The sequence below is a fragment of the Sphingobacterium sp. genome (assembly GCF_039596235.1).
Taxonomy (GTDB): domain Bacteria; phylum Bacteroidota; class Bacteroidia; order Sphingobacteriales; family Sphingobacteriaceae; genus Sphingobacterium.
On record NZ_JBCNKE010000001.1, the window covers coordinates 99,401 to 116,241 of the forward strand.

The following is a 16,841-nucleotide window of genomic DNA, read 5'->3' on the forward strand; positions in this document are numbered from 1 at the left end:
TATTTGTTGATTCAAATATCAAGAGCATGCCCTAGTATATAAAATCAATATATAGTAAATACTGATGATATATTTTTATTTATTAAGTTTGATATACCTTTAAATTTTATACTATGGATTCGATTGTAGAGCTTATTGGTATTCTGGATACTAATGATATAAAAGATTTTAACCGTTTTTTAAAGAAGAAAAATAAACGGAATGACGTCAAGAATATCCAATTGTTAGAAATATTAAAAACTGATGATATAGATGGGCTAAAAAAACTCTATGCTTCTTCAAAAAATAAAGATGCTTACCACGCTTTAAGAAAAAGATTACATGACAGTCTATTATTGTTCATTTCCAATAAAACATTTGAGAGGGATAATAGCGAGGCTCATGAGGCATTGCGTTTACTTATAGCTGGGCGTTTTCTGCTAGAGAATGATTTGATGAAATTAGGACTTAAATGCCTTCAACGGGCGGAGCAAAAGGCTTTACTTCTGGAGCAGTTTAGCTTGCTCAATGAAATCCTACAGGTTAGACTGCAATATGCCTATCTGGAGCGGAGTCCTGATCTGGCGCCGCTGATTGATCGCTTGATAACTAACCAACATAAAATACAGCAAGAAGCAAAATTTCAGATCGCCTATGCGTTGCTAAGAGTGGAGCTACAGGATATCCATCTCAAGGGTAAGATCGTTGATCTAAATAAGTTAGTGATGGATACAATCGGCAGGTATGACATTTCCTTACGGGAACTGTTGTCTTTTAAATCGCTTTATCAACTCTTGAATATCGCCAATGAATATGCGACAATTCATCAGAACTATGCCCTGGTGAGATCATTTTTGGAGACAAGCCACGAATTTATAACAAGGCAAAAGGCGAATGCGGTCCATCACTTATTTTATTACCTACATATCCTGTATTACCTTGCTAATTTCAATTTACGGAATGGGTTATTTCACGAGAGCTTGGCTTATCTTGAACAGTTGATAGCTGAATGTGCTCCGGGGACTGTTCTTCGGGCTCAGTTTCATTTACGGTATTATCTGCTAAAGGCTTTAAATTATCATTATATGGGTGCGGGTGTTAAAGCGCTTGCTCTTTTACGTGCAGGAATACAACAATCGACATCGAAATCCAGCGAGACGGATATTGCTGACCTGCAATTATGTCTGGTTATGTTTTTGGCGCAATCTCAAGATAAACTAGCATTGACAGAATTAGGAAAAATGGTTCGGACAGATGCTTGGTACGAGCGAAAAATGGGCATGTTATGGACGATCCGTAAGAGTTTGCTGGAGATCTTGATCCACATTCAGTTTGGAAATATTGATTTGGCGTTTTCGCGTGTGAGGAGCTTTAAACGTCGGTACAAAAAATACCTGGAAACGGTACGGGAAGGTCGGGTTTTACATTTTTTAAGACTGGTTGAAAAGTATCTGCAAAATCCTGCCGTCGTAAAAAATAGGACTTTCATTACCACCGTAAATACTATGGCCGCAGATGTGGAAAACCAAGATCTATTTGTGCTGGCCTTTATTGCATGGTTAAAATCCCTGATCACATCGGAAAGCCCTTACCAGGCGATGTTGTATTTAGTCGAACACCCCGAAAAGAGAAAAGATCAATAATAGATGCTCAGGATAATTTGCTTTTGCGAGGTATCGATAATACGTTGCAATCTTTCATAGAATTTGACATTCACCATTGGGCAGCCCTGGCTTAAACATATTGGAGCAACCTGTTCATCATAAGGCATGCTGTCATATTTATGTAGAACAATATTTCTGTTATAGGCATTGCTATTGGAATCTTCAAGACCAAATAACCTATAAGCTTTTCCGAAGCGGCCATTATAGGGTACCCCGATTGCGTACATGCCCAGTGAGGTTGCATAGGAGCTGTCTTTATTGCTGAATTTTAGCTGCCCAGTTTTCCCTGTTTCCGAACCGGAACCATGCGCTACTAAACCCTGATCCAGCAGCTGATTGTTTCGAAGGTCGACAACGAAAAAGCGATTTCTGCCAGAAGGTCTTTTCATATCAAGTAGAAATGCAAGTTCCTTGTTGTACTTTTTATTGTTTTTCACGATATTTTTTACCTGCTCGAAAGCATTGTTATACCGTGCTGAATCGGATGCCGCTATGATTTCTGTACGATCTGGTTCAGGGGTATTATTTCGGGAAACTCTAAAAGCAATCAGACAGACCCCGACTAGGATGATAAATGTGAAGAACTTATTCATTGTAAACTCAAAAAGGGAGGAACATTTATTTTTGGTTGCCTATTGCTGTTATTCTATTGTTTTATTAAATCGCTCAAAGGAGCTCCAATATTTATCTTTATAGATAGTGTAGTCTATATCGAGTTTGTTTTGATATTGTGCTATTAGCAGATCTATAGTTTGGGACGATTTTCTAAATTCCGAACAGGCCAGGTAAACCTCCCGTAAGTTATCTGCTGTCTCCCGGCCGATATTAAGGTGACCTATATCCTGTGGAAGACTATTCATTAGGTCATCTTCGAATTTATCCATCAAATCATATGTAACCTGGTCGGGCATGCCGTTTGTTGCCGTACCGTTGTAATTGATCCGTAATGTTATTATCCAAGGGTGTGATGCTTTTCCGTCCCAGTCCAGCAGGGATGTATTTATTATGGCTAAAATCGGTAAATCGTTTTGCAGTATACCTTCGAAAGCGGTGTAGGAATCATTTTCAGCTTCATGTCTGACATCGGTGTATTTTTCGACAAATTCTTTTTCCCGCCAAATTAAATAGTCTTTTAATTTAATCAGCGGAATGAGTTCTCCTGCCGCCTGATCACTGGAAGTGACATTTAAATTATCAATGGTGATGATCGAGTTTAGTTCGCCAATATAATTATCCAGAAATATTTCAACCCCATGAGCAATATTTGCTTTATTTTCTTCCGTATAACTGGGGTGTACAATGACGATATCCACCTCATCCGGTCGGTAGTGATGTTCAATGGGATAGAAAAACATATCGTTGATGTCAAAGGAAAAACCGTACATTGATATTTTAAATTTTTCCATGTCCTCGATTGCGGGCTTTAAAGCTGTAAATTTCCAGTTAGGAAGGGCAGGAGCTGCGTTGATTAAAGTCTCTACAAACGCAATATTTTTCACAACACCATCAGGAGTAATGACAAGCTCTGCTGTCTCATCGTTGCACATACCAGTTAAAAAATAGAGTTCCTTTCGGAGTGCATCGATTTTTGGGGAGAGCTTGCTGAAAAAATTCTGATCGATATGATCTCCATTTTTTACAATTTGAAAAAATGTTTGTTCGTTTTTTGTGAACCAATTCCAGAAATCCTGTATGCTATCTTTTCTATTTTCTTTCTTTCGAAAAATATCGTTCAAAAATCCCATCATTTGTATGTATTCGAATGCTGTTGTATACCCGGCCTGCTACAGCTTTGCTTTTAAAATTAATGATATAATTATGATCCAACAAGTAATTTTCTAAAAGTCATGTAGCAAACAATTGGTCCCGCAATTTGTTAAGGATAGTATTGGACAGGATAAATTTATAGAGGACATATGAAACGTCCATGGCTAAGTAGGTGCACAGGTTTGTCGGAATAGTTGGGATATGGCGTTGACTTAAAAACAAATGGGCCGTAATGATTTTATCTAAAGTAAGGAGAATAGAAACTTAATAAATATTTATTTACATATGAAATTTAACAATTTAACATTTTGCCTTTTGGCAACATCTGCAGTACTTTCTTTTTCTGCATGTAAATCGGGTTTATCTGATGATAAATTAGAGGAAAAGATAGAAAATGCACTTACGGGACGCAAAACTATTGATGTTGAAGTCGAGAAAGGAAAAGTCATCCTAAGTGGTACTGTAGCCTCTGAGGAAGAAAAGCAGCAGATTGAATCCATTGCAAAGACAACTGGAGACAAGGATGTCAAATCCATTCAAAATGATCTTGTTGTGAGCGCACCTGTTGCGACACCGGCGCCTATTACTGTGTCGAATAATGATGCTGTACTTGGTGCGGCTGTAAATACGTTTATGAAAGATTTTCCATCTGTTCAAGCGAGTGTTAAAGATGGAATTATTTCAGTAACAGGAACTTTGGAACAGGCGAAGATTGTTACATTGAAACAAGGCTTGGATAATCTGAATCCAAAGAAAGTGGATTTAAGTGGTATTGTGGTTAAAAAATAAAACAGCAAAAATTATGTCATTACAAGAAAAATATAAAGTTCTTTTGGATACTGCGCAATCTTCAGGGGTTAATGATCTGAATTACGCTGAAATGGATGGTGTACTTCAGATTAGAGGTACTGCACCTACCGCAGATGTGAAAAATAAACTCTGGGAAATATATGGAAATATCGATCCTAACTTCCAAACGGGTGATGTTGTCTTAAATGTGGATGTGGCTACCGAGGTCCCGGGAAGTCAGGTTAGGGTGATTACAGAAAATAGCAATTTAAATATTAGAAAAGGGCCGGGGACTGATCAGCCTATTGTTGGAAAAGCTGCAAAAGGTGAAATTATAACACTGATCAGCAAAGCAAATGATCAATGGTGGTTGGTGCGGACCAAAGATAATGAAGAGGGCTATTGCTATGCACAATATTTAGAGTCGGTCTAGTACGATCTGCTCCTGAACAATATAAAAAGGGAGATCTACCTTAGGTATTTCTCCCTTTTGTATTTCAATAAGCCATTTTTATGGGTTGTATATTCAGTACTTGTACTTTATTTGGTTCAAAATTCTGGTTTTTGGAGCAATAATTGCAATATGTCTATTGCAACAAACTTATTACAATATGTTGAAATTGATTTTTTTCTTATTTCCAGCTATTGCTTTACTTGGACAAATAGCCGTAGCACAGGAGTATATTCGTTTGGACAAGGACAGGTATGAGTTACATTTATCGGAATCTCCAAAAGACACCATTAGCATCGTTGAAAAAGGAAAAGTTACAAAATTGAAGCAAGGAAAATATATTCTGCAACAGAATCAATTTATGGGTGCCTCGAACGCTTTTATTGCTATCAATAAAGAGGGGTTAGCGGAAGGAAATTTTAAGATAGAAAAAGATGGGAAGCGTGCTGTGGTTCGGGTGCGGCATGGTGTGATGGAGCAAATGGATGTGCTTATCGATACAACGTTAGATTTGCAGTATATTATTACAGATACCTCCAGTGTGCAGCGTGATTTTCGAAATGGTAAAATTAGCCGGGAAAAGATCGTGATTTATCAACCTAATTTAGGGAAGAAGAAAGTATTAAAGACATTTTTTGATACTTACTATACCATTGAAAATGAATTTGATCACAGTAGATCCGACTACGGCCGGGATAATAAATTACTTTATAAGGCAAAATTGGATGGTGTCGGTCAGGTCGTTGAATCCAAGTCGTTCAATAGAGATGGTCAGCTACTTAAACATACGTATAAGAAAGGTAAAATTAACTATACGGACTTATATCAGCATAATAATCTAGTCGAGCGGCTGTACAAAATCAACGATACGAACTACAGGGAATATTTTAAGAACCAATTACTATTGAAGAAAATCGTTGAGAAAAAGCAAAATGGCCGGATCGAGCGATATGTATATAACGCCGAAGGTAAACTACTGGAGAAAAGCAAGGATACAGTATCGGAAAAAGATGCTGAGAATCATGTCTAGTTGGATTTTTGATAAAAATTAAATGAATGTAGTTGGGGGAGCGATAAGATGACTAGGGGGATCTGTAGTAGTTGTGAATAGGAGCGGGTGGTTTTGCTATATTATTTTGAGTTTTTTGGTTTTTAGAAATATAAGGTTACCTTTGTTAAGGCAATGAAGAAAATGAACAATATCTTACGTCTTCCATTTTTCTTTAATTATTATCTCCCGATAGTAGTTCGGGAACCTTATGCCTATTAAAATTTAGAAAATTTAATTATTTATATAGCTAAGCCCGAACATAACGTTCGGGCTTTTTTGTTTTTATAGCATTATGTTAACAGATTTAGAAGAAAACATTGAAATTATGTTACCCAAGGATCGGCTGAGGTCCAAATTGCAGCAAGTTAAAAAACGCATCCATCGACCGAAGAGTATACGTGCTGAAGCTGCGTTACTTTCTGTGAGAACTGTGAGATATCATTATTGGGAGCATCGCTCAATGACACCTTCGTCATTGATTGGGATAAATTTCGAATCAGGATCTGTCTGTCGATCTAGAAATTGGTTTTAGAATTAAATTAGGAAAAAGAAGTTTTTTTAGAATTGTTTAGGAAGGTTTTAGTAGCTATACCTTCAAGATGTTTTGTAAAAAAGCGTGGAAATGTCAGGTTGCTCTTTTGGAAACCACAATTATTTTCTACCTTCATACAAAGTCTCATACTTTACTTTGATACCGATTATAAATGGAAACATACAATAATGTTGTTTTGGAGCAGTTGCCCAAACATTTAAAGCGCTATGTAGTCGCCCAGCAATATGAACGTTATACCGCTTTAGACCAAGCGTTGTGGCGCTATGTCATGCGTCAGAATTATTCCTTTTTAAAAGATGTCGCTTATTACCCATATATACCGGGATTGAAGAAAGCGGGTTTGTCCATCGCGCAGATACCAGATCTGCAGCAGATGAACGATAGCCTGAAATTAATCGGCTGGGGAGCAGTGACAGTTGATGGATTTATACCACCGTCGGCTTTTATGGAGTTTCAGGCACATCGGGTATTGGTGATAGCGGCAGATATTCGGCAATTGGAACATATCGAATATACACCGGCTCCGGATATTATTCATGAATCCTCAGGACACGCACCGATTATCGGTGAGCCAGACTATGCCGTTTACTTGCAGTATTTTGGGGAAATTGGAACAAAAGCTTTGTCCTCCCGTAAGGATTTTGAATTGTATGAGGCCATTCGCCGTTTGTCTATTTTAAAAGAACAAGCCGGTACAACTGAAGCGGAATTGAGGGAAGCTGAAAGTCAGTTGAAAACCGTTCAGGACAATATGGGCGAGCCTTCGGAAATGGCTTTATTGAGTAGACTACATTGGTGGACAGTGGAGTATGGGCTGATAGGCAGTTTAGAAGATCCGAAGATCTATGGGGCAGGCTTATTGTCTTCGATCGGTGAGAGCGCCAGCTGTATGCAAAAATCGGTGCCTAAACTTCCATATGATCTAGATGCTGTGAACTATGCCTATGATATTACCAAACCTCAGCCACAGTTGTTCGTGACACCGGATTTTGAGCATTTAATGAAAGTTCTGAACCAGTTTGCAGATACTATGGCCTTTCGGATCGGAGGCAAACAAAGTTTGGAAAAAGCGGTTGATTGTCAGGCGGTATGTACGGCCGTTTATAGCTCTGGATTACAGGTGTCAGGTGTTTTTAAAACTGTAAACTCAGATCAGGCTATTTCCTATTTGCAAACTGTAGGCCCTACTGCGCTGGCATTTTCAGGAAAGCAGTTAGCGGGGCACGGTATAAACTATCATCGGGAGGGCTTTGGTTCTCCAGTCGGTTTATTGGAAAACAGCCCTAAAGATTTGGCTGATTTCTCGAATGAAGAATTGAACGATTATGGCATTAGCCAAGGAAAGCGATGTTCTTTGCGGTTTTCTTCCGGAATTGTGGTGGAGGGCGTTGTTGTGAAGGTTCTGCGTCAAGGGGCGAAGGTGCTGTTGATTTCATTTGAGGATTGTGAAGTCTACCGAAATGATCGGATGGAAATTTATTTTAAGCCGGAATGGGGAACTTACGACATGGCTGTTGGTGCAGAGATTGTATCGGTCTTTGCCGGAGCAGCGGATAAAGACACGTATCCATCTGAGGACGGAAAAGCGGAGGAAACATCCAATTTATCGCATGCAGCAATTGAAGATTCGAAATTGGTCGCCATACATGCGCGTATCGCAAAACTACGTTCGGAATCTTTTGATAGGAAGAGTTGGAAGGATATTTTTGATCAGTTGTACACTGAGATCACTGATAACTGGCTCGCACTGGTGGAACTGTATGAGATCGCGTGGGCACATCATGATTATGAACTAAGGCAAGAGGCTGAAGGTAAACTTCGCGCTATAATCATAATACGGCCCAGCCTGAAAAAACTGATAGAGGATGGGATACGGGTCGCAGAAGAGGAGGCGTTAAATAATCACTGAGTGAAATGATTAATTCCTATTGTATAAAAATTAGGTAAAACTTTTTATATTTGGAATGTTTAATTTATCCAGTTATTTCTGATGAATGAAAAGTATACTCCGGGAAAACATCTGCTGATGACATTGCAGGTGGAGGAGGTATCGTTATTGACTACTATAGATCCTTTTTTGGCGTTTACAAAAAAGCAAATCCATATCCATAATTTACAAATTGTAGGTATTTCCACCCATTCTTTTGAGGGCGGTGGATTTACTGCTGCAATTTGTCTGATGGAATCACATATCTGTATCCACACCTGGCCTGAATTTGGACAATTGACATTAGATGTCTATCTCTGTAATTATCTGAAAGATAACAGTGAAAAAGTTTTGCAGTTGGGTAGTATCTTTAAAAGCTATTTTAATGCAACGGTTATGAATGAAACTGTTGTTAATCGCTAGTTTATGGATGTAATTTGCAAAAAATGTGGCCATGTACACCTGTTCAAAATTGAGGTAACTGGATTTTCGGGCTTCGTTTGTGCCAACTGCCACAGTTATTTTAAGGGGTCGACACTTGAAACCTTAACTTATGTAAAGGAGTTTTCCGCTCCTTTAATGATGCAATGGGCTACTTTGGGAGAACTGGTTCGCTTCAAGAAAAATAGTTACTGGATTATCACTAAGATACAACGTTATTCAAAAAATGGCGAATATGGCAACGAGTTTGTTGGATTAAATGCGAACGAAGAAGATATCTACTTCAGTGATGGCGTAGAGTATGCCTGTGCTTTACATGCCGTTGAACGGGAAAAAGTGATGCTTTTGCCGCAAAGTGATATCTGTAAGTTCAAAAATGTGAAATATAAGCTTGAGTATACAGAGGAGCAAACGGTGGTCTATGCAGAGGGATTTGTATTCGAAGATCTGGAGTCGTCGTCAACAACCAATACCTATATTCAGGTCGTCAATGAGGATCGGTTTATTTCTCAGGAATTTATTGATAACGATGTGCAGTATTATCAAGGGATTTACCTGGATGATGAGGACTATTATCAAATTTTTGATACCTATAAAGGCTACATAGCTCAAAAAGAAATCGCGGGAACGAAACTGAGAAACATCGGAATTTTTGCTGTTTTGCTTTTGGCTGCTTTATTCTGGTTTTTAAATTGGGGGCAGATTGGGAAGGATGAGTATAAGTTTGATGAGAAATTCTTCGCTAAAAAAACAAATTCGGAATTTGTCGGCGCTTCCTTTGAATTAAAAGGTGATAAACCCAAAAAGCTGATCCTGGAGGGAATATCGGAATCTAAAAACCATCCCATCCAACTGATGATCAAACTGGTCAATGAAAAGACCAATGAGATTATAGAGACGGGTACAGCTGTCCACGATAATAATGACATTAATTATGCAAGTGGATTGACCGTTGATTTTTGCCGTATCCAACCGGGAATCTATCACCTTGTTTTTGTGACCTCTTCATCCAATGGTTCTACTGATATGGCTGTTAACTTTGAACTTAATGAGGATTATAAATTGACATACGGGGGTACCAATTATGTCTTTTTGATTATATGTTTAGTGGGACTGGTGGTTCTTGTGGGCATTTTCAGGCATAATATGCTAGCAATGAAAAATAAGAATTTTGTGGCTCGAGAAGAGGGGATAAGTTACGTTGATATCTTAAAATTTGATTGGCTTGGAGTAGCTTTAATTGCTTTTTTTGCGTTTTTCATTGCTGTTAGCCTATTTGTAAATTCCTCAACAGATTGCAGGACTACATTGCGGACGAGCACTTTGGAAGACCATACTTATACAGGGTCAAGATCACATTATTATCGATCTTTTTACGGTAGCGGTGGTAGTTATAGTGGATATGGTTCAGGTCATAAATAAAAATTAATATAAAAATGAATTACGAATTGTTTTATAAAGGAATTGCAGCATCATTGATTTATTCGCTTATGGGAATTGCTGTATTGTTATTAGCCTATTGGCTTATGGAGCGGCTAACACCCGAGAAGTCCTGGCAGGAGATCGTAAAGAACAAGAATATGGCTTTGGCGATTGTTTTTGCAGCTTTTATATTAGGCATATCGATCATTATAGCTGCAGCAATACATGGGTAAAAAGAGCAATCTGCCTATTTTCCTCTTATTTGCCGTATTTATCATTGCCACATGCGGGCTCATCTACGAGCTCGTTGCGGGTGCATTGGCAAGCTATCTATTGGGAGATTCAGTCAAGCAGTTTTCATTTATTATTGGTACCTACCTGTTCTCGATGGGGGTGGGGTCATTTTTGGCAAAGTATATTACAAAAAACCTTTTTGATCGCTTTATTGACATTGAACTGTTGATCGGGATTATTGGCGGTTGCAGTTCAGTCGTTTTATTTTTACTGTTCCAGCAGGTCGAGCACTTTCAATTTGTTCTCTATTTTTTTGTTTTTCTGACGGGCTGCCTTTGTGGTATGGAGATACCCTTACTGATGAATATTCTAAAAGACCGGGTTCAGTTTAGGGATTTGGTTTCCAATGTATTTGCCTTTGATTATATTGGTGCGCTGATTGCTTCGGTACTGTTTCCTATCCTGCTGATCCCCAAGCTGGGCGTGATGGGAACATCCCTCTTTTTTGGGATCATCAATATTCTGGTAGGCGTGTTTCTATCCTTCTATCTTGCGAAAAGGCTCAAAAATCCCAATTGGATAAAAGCCAAGTCGATCGCATGCCTGACCCTGCTTTCTGTTGTCTTTTTTTATTCTGATAACTTGCTTCAATATTCCGAAAGCCAGTTATATGGAAATAATATTATCTATAAACATTCTACACCCTATCAACGTATTGTTCTGACGGAGAGCAAGGGAGAATATCAATTGTTTCTAAACAATAATTTGCAGTTCAACACCAAGGATGAATATCGGTATCACGAGGTTTTAGTGCATCCAGCGATGTCTATGGCGAAAGAGATCTCGAATGTTCTGGTATTCGGTGGTGGAGACGGATTGGCTGTCCGCGAGATCCTGAAATATCCCGGGGTAAAAAAAGTTACGTTAGTGGATCTGGATGAGGGCATGACCAAGTTATTTCAGACCAATGAATTATTGGTCAATCACAACAAAGGTTCGCTAAATGATGCCCGGGTGAAAGTCGTCAATCAGGACGCATTTATCTGGGCAAAATCGGCGAAGGAAAAGTATGATGTTATGATTATTGATTTTCCGGATCCATCAAACTATAGTCTTGGAAAGCTATATACAACAAGTTTTTACCAAAGTCTATCGCCGCTCATGACGCCCTATACCATGGTTTCGGTACAGACCACCTCGCCTTATTTTGCTCCCAAATCGTACTGGTGTATTCATGAGACGATCAGTGCGGTTTTTCCAAATACGGTCGCCTACCATACCTATGTACCTTCGTTTGGTGAATGGGGATTCTGTCTGTTTTCGGCCGATATGACGCAGCAGTTTAAGCGTAATACCCGACAGGTGGATAGGCTGCGGTATTACAACTATCATTTTAAGGAACTAACGGAGTTTCCGGCCGATATGCGGACGGATCAGGTTGAAATCAACCGTTTGGATAACCAGATTTTAGTGCGGTATTTTGATGAAGAATGGAGTAAGATTTAATTCCTCGCGACGTAGTTTTCTTAAGCTTGCATTCCTGGGAGCAATCGGATTGCAATTTGCTCAGGCCTGCAAGAAAAAGGCAAACCATATTTTTTTACGGCTGACAGGTACAGATCATATTTTGGGACATCGCCTTCGGTTTCCTGATTTTCCCAAACCGACAACAGTTATTGAAATACCCATTCTGATTCTCGGTGGGGGTATAACTGGTTTGTCTGCGGCTTATCGTTTGCAACAGAAGGGAAGAGGTGAGTTTCTGCTATTGGATATGGAATCCGAAGTAGGGGGGAACGCACGTCACGGAAAGAATGACCATAGCTCTTATCCGCTGGGAGCACATTATCTTCCTATTCCGAATGCATCCAACAGGGACCTGCTGCGATTTTTGGAAGAATCGAAAATTATCATCGATTGGACGACTGAGGGGGTTCCTTTATTTGATGCGGAACAATTGTCCTTTGCACCACAGGAACGACTCTTTATCCACAACGTATGGCAGGAAGGCATTGTCCCCAATTATGGATTATCGCCGCAGGAGACGGCTGAAATAGATCGATTTATGGTTCAAATGGATCAGTTTAAGCAATTGAAAGGAGCTGATGGGAAGTACGTTTTTGATATTCCGATGCTTAATGCTTCGCAATCAGACCATCTCAAAAGGCTAGATGCTGTGAGCATGCGATCATGGATGGAATCGGAAGGGTATAAGACCGAAGCGGTCTATAGCTACGTGAACTACTGCTGCCGGGACGACTATGGTACAGGTATAATGGCTACTTCCGCTTTTGCTGGTATACATTATTTTGCGAGCCGAAAGCATGACTGGCCCACTTATCAGGATTTGGTGCTCACTTGGCAGGAAGGGAATGGACGGTTGGTCAGCCACTTGAAAAAATATGCGGATGGTAAGGTACTAAATCAACATTTGGCTTATCAGATCGATGTCAGGGAAGATGCTGTGGAAGTGTCTGTATTCGACAGTAAAGGAAAAGTGTCAAAGACCTTTAAAGCCCAGAAGGTAATCAATTGCTGCCCACAGTTTGTCAACCAGTATCTGCTGCCGAACCGTAGGTCATTGACGAAAAAATTTCATTATGCCCCCTGGATTGTTGCAACGATTGTATTGCATCGTTTCCCTTTTACGGATGGGGCGACACTTTCCTGGGAAAATATTATTTATAATGGAAAGGGATTGGGCTATGTTTATGATCAGCACCAAAGCCTAAATCAGCTGCAAAGCCCTTTTGTAATTACCTATTATCACAGTTTAGGGGATGGAGATCTCAATGTAAACCGGAAACAGCTGTACGGCTGGACAGATCAGCAATGGAAAGATTTTATACTGGAAGATTTGGGAAAGGCCCATTATGGAATAGAAAAAGAAGTCATCAGTATAGAAATTTTCCGACATGGACATGGTATGATCAGTCCTGTCATTGGTTTTCTATCAAACCGAGCACGCACAGAGCTGGCGAAACCTATTGCCGATAAAGTCTATTTTGCACATTCTGATTTAAGTGGCATATCTATTTTTGAAGAAGCCTTTTGTCAGGGAATCACTGCTGCCGATCAGGTTGTGACTGGTTTCAGCCAAAAAGAAGTATAGCTGTCGGTCTATGCTTCCGGATTGCTATAGCTACCGCGTTCCCGATATTTTATAGGTTAGCTTATCTGTCGTATTATGTGTCGCAGCTTTTTATAGACTCAATAGCACCTGCCATGCTTTTTCCAATTGTTCAGTATCCAACAATTGCGCCGCGTATTCATGTACCTTTTGTGTCAATTGTGGTGAACCTTGCTGAAAGTTCAGCCTGAGATAGTTTAAATATTTATCCTCTTGGGAATTCAGCTCTAAAACTGGTAAGGATTCTACATTGGCCAGCAGTCCCAGATGGTTTCCGGTAAGTACTTTGGAAAAGCGGATGCTTTCCGGCAATTGATCGACACCAATACCCAGACTGCGGAGTGGTTTAGGAACAACAAAGAGGTTTTCATTGGTTACACGGCAATACCAGTCACCACCGAGACGGGCGACCAGATCAAGTTCTTCTTGTTTTATCGTATTGTTCTTGTGTAATAGTTCTTTGTGCACATGCATATAGAGGACTTCTGCAATAACGAGATTTCCGGCTCCGGGCTCATCGCTCAAAGCAATCACTTCTCTTACACGGCACTCGAGTTGAACTGGAGATTCTGCGACCCGAGGTGGACGAACATGTAAAGATGGGACCGGTGTAAACCCAGATTTGTCAAATTCATTGACCTCCTTGCTGTATTCTGTACTGGCCAGTGACTGTTGCTGTACCATTGCATAGTTTACAATATTGATGACGACCTCATTGACTTCGTGAATATTGTCCAGTGTATGCTTGGTACTGCCATCTCGCATGCGGCGCAAGGGTGAGAACACGCATATTGGTGGTTGGTGCGACATCAGGTTGAAGTAGCTGAAAGGACTCAGGTTAACATTGCCTGTCGTATCGATGGTACTCGCAAAACAGATGGGACGGGGAGCAATGGCATATTTGATTAAATTATCAACGATTGCTTTATCAGCTGATGGTTCAAAAGTGACTGTATCGAAAGAAGAATTCATTTGTTGAATAGATTTATTGGTGGTATAATACAATGGAATTGGAAAGCTTGCCCAGACCTGTTACTTCCAGCTCGATCTGGTCGCCTACCTGCAACCATTGATCCTGATGAGCGGGATTCTCCATGCGTCCCGTGCCATTGAGTTCTAAAAAACAGCCCGTTCCAACTGTTCCGGAGCCGATCACATCTCCCGGAAAGAGACGTACACCATAGGATATGCGTTCAATAATCTCGGCAAATGTCCAGTGCATCGTCGCAAAATTACCGGAAGAAACCTGTTGACCATTCACGCGGCATGACATGTCGAGATTGTATCTGTCACCAGTATGATCTCCCGTAGACTTAATTCTATAAGGTTCCAATTCATCCTTGGTGACCAACCATGGGCCGATTGCCGTAGCAAAATCCTTTCCTTTGGCCGGCCCCAAGCTTAATTTCATCTCATCCAACTGGAGCTTTCGGGCACTGAAATCATTCATGATCATATATCCGGCGATATATTCATCGGCCTCTGAGGCAGGGATATTTATGCCTGTTTTATTGATCACGACAGCCACTTCAAGTTCAAAATCCAGTTGCTCAAGATGCAGCGGCATACATTGTACCGGACCGGGGCCTTGTATGGCCTGATGATTGGAGAAGTAAAAAACAGGAAATTCATCAAATTCAGGAATCATATCCAGTCCACGGTTTCTTCTGGATGTCGCTACGTGCTGTCGAAAAGCATATGCATCACGTACCGATGCCGGATGTGGGATCGGAGCCACAAGTTGACTATCTTGTACGAGTTGATAAGGCCTGGACATCCGTCCTTCCTGCAATGCTGAATGGTAGTACTTTAAATCGTTTATGGCTTCATCTCCACGGACTAAAAAATCAGCCATATTGGTTGGAAGGGAAGAGGCTATCTCCGAGCAGATGTATACCCGGTCATTGATCATAATACCTAATTCATGTTGGCCGTTTTTTGCGCACGTAACAATTCTCATAGCGGAATATTCTATTGGTTATTCAAACTTTGAATGCGACACAAATATATCGTATAAGTTTCGAAAAAAATATTTCTTCCCTTGAAAACAGAAAAATATTCTTACCTTTATTATAACATTATAAACTTGTAAAAATGATTAATCGTGGAATACATCGCTTTGCGTCATCCATGCCCTATATTGCTTTCAATAGAGCAATTATAGCTGATATTGTTTTTGCTCAATACTAATCCCTTCGAATTTATTGCCAATCGATTCTATTTGGCAGCGTGATATTCATTTATTTTTATAACCGTTTTAAAATCGTAGAATTATGCCATTTTATGTTAAACAAGGGCAAATTCCGGCACAGCGACATACTGTTTTTAGAAAGCCCGATCAAACACTCTATGCAGAAGAATTGGTCTCCACTCACGGCTTTTCCAGTCTTTATTCGCTCGTGTATCATTGCCACCCACCTACATTGGTCAAACAGATCCGCGAACCCTATGATGTTATGCCGAAGATTGCCCGGGAAAAACATCTTAAACACACCAGTTTAAAAGGATTTCAGGTGCCTCCCCAGAATGATTATCTGGAAAGCCGTACAGCTGTCCTGGTCAATCAGGATCTACATATTTCCCTAGCTGCACCCCGTCATTCCATGACAGATTATTTTTATAAAAATAGCCAGGCCGATGAGATAATTTTCGTGCATCGTGGAACCGGGAAACTCAAGACAGGTTACGGAAGTATCCCCTTTCAATATGGTGATTATCTGGTTGTTCCCAGAGGCACAATTTACCAGATGGAATTTGATCAGACAGACAACCGATTATTTATTGTTGAATCATTTTCCCCAGTACGTACTCCAAAGCGTTACCGCAATGAATTTGGTCAATTGATGGAACACGCACCTTTTTTCGAACGGGATATCCGTATACCACAGGATCTCGAAACTTTTGACCAGTTTGGTGATTTTGAAGTGAAGATAAAGAAACAGGGATTGATCTATCCGTATATCTATGGAAGTCACCCCTTTGATTTTATTGGCTGGGATGGTTACCATTTTCCTTGGGCATTTTCCATTCATGACTTTATGCCAATTACCGGAAAATTGCATCAGCCACCACCTGTTCATCAGACCTTTGAGACAGATACGTTTGTATTGTGCAGTTTCTGCCCACGTCTGTATGACTATCATCCACAATCTATACCTGCACCTTATAACCATAGCAATGTTGATTCAGATGAAGTGCTATATTATGTAGATGGTGATTTTATGAGCCGGAAATCCGTAGAGCAAGGACAGATCACCTTACACCCTGGGGGTATTCCGCACGGGCCGCACCCTGGTACGGTGGAAAAGAGTATTGGACAAGTGAAAACGGAGGAACTTGCGGTCATGATTGATCCCTTCCGCCCCCTGATGCTGACCGAAGAAGCACTAAAAATTGAAGACCCTGATTATTATAAATCTTGGATGAGCTAAGT

15 protein-coding genes are annotated in these 16,841 nt (G+C 40.1%); 11 read left to right on the forward strand and 4 right to left on the reverse strand.

Annotated features, from left to right (window positions below; all coding sequences use genetic code 11):
• The first annotated feature begins 113 nt into the window (after positions 1-113).
• The gene (locus ABDW32_RS00435; protein ID WP_343558562.1) at positions 114-1,622 is read left to right on the forward strand and encodes a hypothetical protein; all 1,509 of its coding nucleotides are present in this window, start codon (positions 114-116) and stop codon (positions 1,620-1,622) included.
• On the opposite strand, the gene ABDW32_RS00440 is transcribed toward ABDW32_RS00435, so the two are convergent.
• Together ABDW32_RS00440 and ABDW32_RS00445 are read right to left on the reverse strand one after the other, a co-directional pair.
• On the reverse strand, positions 1,616-2,236 hold the full coding sequence (locus ABDW32_RS00440) for a murein L,D-transpeptidase catalytic domain-containing protein (RefSeq protein WP_343558563.1): 621 nt from the start codon (positions 2,234-2,236) through the stop codon (positions 1,616-1,618). The genes ABDW32_RS00435 and ABDW32_RS00440 overlap by 7 nt on opposite strands.
• Before the next feature lie 48 nt (positions 2,237-2,284).
• Positions 2,285-3,391, reverse strand: a complete 1,107-nt coding sequence (locus ABDW32_RS00445) for a DUF695 domain-containing protein (RefSeq protein WP_343558564.1) — start codon at positions 3,389-3,391, stop codon at positions 2,285-2,287.
• A 304-nt stretch (positions 3,392-3,695) separates the two neighbouring features.
• Between ABDW32_RS00445 and ABDW32_RS00450 the strand changes: the two genes are divergently transcribed.
• From ABDW32_RS00450 to ABDW32_RS00490, 9 genes are all read left to right on the forward strand, one after another.
• A complete protein-coding gene (locus ABDW32_RS00450; protein WP_343558565.1) occupies positions 3,696-4,199 on the forward strand; it encodes a BON domain-containing protein in 504 nt (167 codons plus the stop codon).
• Between the two features lie 13 nt (positions 4,200-4,212).
• Positions 4,213-4,632, forward strand: a complete 420-nt coding sequence (locus ABDW32_RS00455; protein ID WP_343558566.1) for an SH3 domain-containing protein — start codon at positions 4,213-4,215, stop codon at positions 4,630-4,632.
• 178 nt (positions 4,633-4,810) lie between these two features.
• Complete coding sequence (locus ABDW32_RS00460; protein ID WP_343558567.1) at positions 4,811-5,680, forward strand: hypothetical protein; 870 nt, start codon at positions 4,811-4,813, stop codon at positions 5,678-5,680.
• Between the two features lie 725 nt (positions 5,681-6,405).
• Entirely contained in the window at positions 6,406-8,163 is a 1,758-nt protein-coding gene (locus ABDW32_RS00465) for an aromatic amino acid hydroxylase (RefSeq protein ID WP_343558568.1), read from the forward strand.
• Positions 8,164-8,244: 81 nt separating this feature from the next.
• Positions 8,245-8,604 carry an S-adenosylmethionine decarboxylase gene (locus ABDW32_RS00470; protein WP_343558569.1) on the forward strand — a complete coding sequence of 120 codons (360 nt, stop codon included), beginning with the start codon at positions 8,245-8,247 and terminating at the stop codon, positions 8,602-8,604.
• 3 nt (positions 8,605-8,607) lie between these two features.
• Complete coding sequence (locus ABDW32_RS00475) at positions 8,608-10,044, forward strand: hypothetical protein (RefSeq protein ID WP_343558570.1); 1,437 nt, start codon at positions 8,608-8,610, stop codon at positions 10,042-10,044.
• 14 nt (positions 10,045-10,058) lie between these two features.
• A complete protein-coding gene (locus tag ABDW32_RS00480) occupies positions 10,059-10,277 on the forward strand; it encodes a DUF350 domain-containing protein (protein ID WP_343558571.1) in 219 nt (72 codons plus the stop codon).
• Positions 10,270-11,784, forward strand: a complete 1,515-nt coding sequence (locus tag ABDW32_RS00485; protein WP_343558572.1) for a polyamine aminopropyltransferase — start codon at positions 10,270-10,272, stop codon at positions 11,782-11,784. The genes ABDW32_RS00480 and ABDW32_RS00485 overlap by 8 nt, the downstream gene beginning before the upstream one ends.
• Positions 11,762-13,390: an FAD-dependent oxidoreductase gene (locus tag ABDW32_RS00490; RefSeq protein WP_343558573.1), complete on the forward strand. Its 1,629-nt coding sequence runs from the start codon at positions 11,762-11,764 to the stop codon at positions 13,388-13,390. Before ABDW32_RS00485 ends, ABDW32_RS00490 begins: the two co-directional genes overlap by 23 nt.
• A 90-nt stretch (positions 13,391-13,480) precedes the next feature.
• Here the strand turns inward: ABDW32_RS00490 and ABDW32_RS00495 are convergent, their stop codons facing one another.
• On the reverse strand, positions 13,481-14,380 hold the full coding sequence (locus tag ABDW32_RS00495) for a flavin reductase family protein (RefSeq protein WP_343558574.1): 900 nt from the start codon (positions 14,378-14,380) through the stop codon (positions 13,481-13,483).
• Positions 14,381-14,393: 13 nt separating this feature from the next.
• The gene (locus ABDW32_RS00500; protein WP_343558575.1) at positions 14,394-15,368 is read right to left on the reverse strand and encodes a fumarylacetoacetate hydrolase family protein; all 975 of its coding nucleotides are present in this window, start codon (positions 15,366-15,368) and stop codon (positions 14,394-14,396) included.
• 313 nt (positions 15,369-15,681) lie between these two features.
• Between ABDW32_RS00500 and ABDW32_RS00505 the strand changes: the two genes are divergently transcribed.
• Positions 15,682-16,839 carry a homogentisate 1,2-dioxygenase gene (locus ABDW32_RS00505; protein WP_343558576.1) on the forward strand — a complete coding sequence of 386 codons (1,158 nt, stop codon included), beginning with the start codon at positions 15,682-15,684 and terminating at the stop codon, positions 16,837-16,839.
• The last annotated feature ends 2 nt before the right edge of the window (positions 16,840-16,841 follow it).

Coding starts and splice junctions, on each gene's coding strand:
- ABDW32_RS00435 (WP_343558562.1), top strand. CDS start 114: ATGGATTCGATTGTAGAGCTTATTGGTATTCTGGATACTAATGATATA.
- ABDW32_RS00440 (WP_343558563.1), bottom strand. CDS start 2,236: ATGAATAAGTTCTTCACATTTATCATCCTAGTCGGGGTCTGTCTGATT.
- ABDW32_RS00445 (WP_343558564.1), bottom strand. CDS start 3,391: ATGATGGGATTTTTGAACGATATTTTTCGAAAGAAAGAAAATAGAAAA.
- ABDW32_RS00450 (WP_343558565.1), top strand. CDS start 3,696: ATGAAATTTAACAATTTAACATTTTGCCTTTTGGCAACATCTGCAGTA.
- ABDW32_RS00455 (WP_343558566.1), top strand. CDS start 4,213: ATGTCATTACAAGAAAAATATAAAGTTCTTTTGGATACTGCGCAATCT.
- ABDW32_RS00460 (WP_343558567.1), top strand. CDS start 4,811: ATGTTGAAATTGATTTTTTTCTTATTTCCAGCTATTGCTTTACTTGGA.
- ABDW32_RS00465 (WP_343558568.1), top strand. CDS start 6,406: ATGGAAACATACAATAATGTTGTTTTGGAGCAGTTGCCCAAACATTTA.
- ABDW32_RS00470 (WP_343558569.1), top strand. CDS start 8,245: ATGAATGAAAAGTATACTCCGGGAAAACATCTGCTGATGACATTGCAG.
- ABDW32_RS00475 (WP_343558570.1), top strand. CDS start 8,608: ATGGATGTAATTTGCAAAAAATGTGGCCATGTACACCTGTTCAAAATT.
- ABDW32_RS00480 (WP_343558571.1), top strand. CDS start 10,059: ATGAATTACGAATTGTTTTATAAAGGAATTGCAGCATCATTGATTTAT.
- ABDW32_RS00485 (WP_343558572.1), top strand. CDS start 10,270: ATGGGTAAAAAGAGCAATCTGCCTATTTTCCTCTTATTTGCCGTATTT.
- ABDW32_RS00490 (WP_343558573.1), top strand. CDS start 11,762: ATGAAGAATGGAGTAAGATTTAATTCCTCGCGACGTAGTTTTCTTAAG.
- ABDW32_RS00495 (WP_343558574.1), bottom strand. CDS start 14,380: ATGAATTCTTCTTTCGATACAGTCACTTTTGAACCATCAGCTGATAAA.
- ABDW32_RS00500 (WP_343558575.1), bottom strand. CDS start 15,368: ATGAGAATTGTTACGTGCGCAAAAAACGGCCAACATGAATTAGGTATT.
- ABDW32_RS00505 (WP_343558576.1), top strand. CDS start 15,682: ATGCCATTTTATGTTAAACAAGGGCAAATTCCGGCACAGCGACATACT.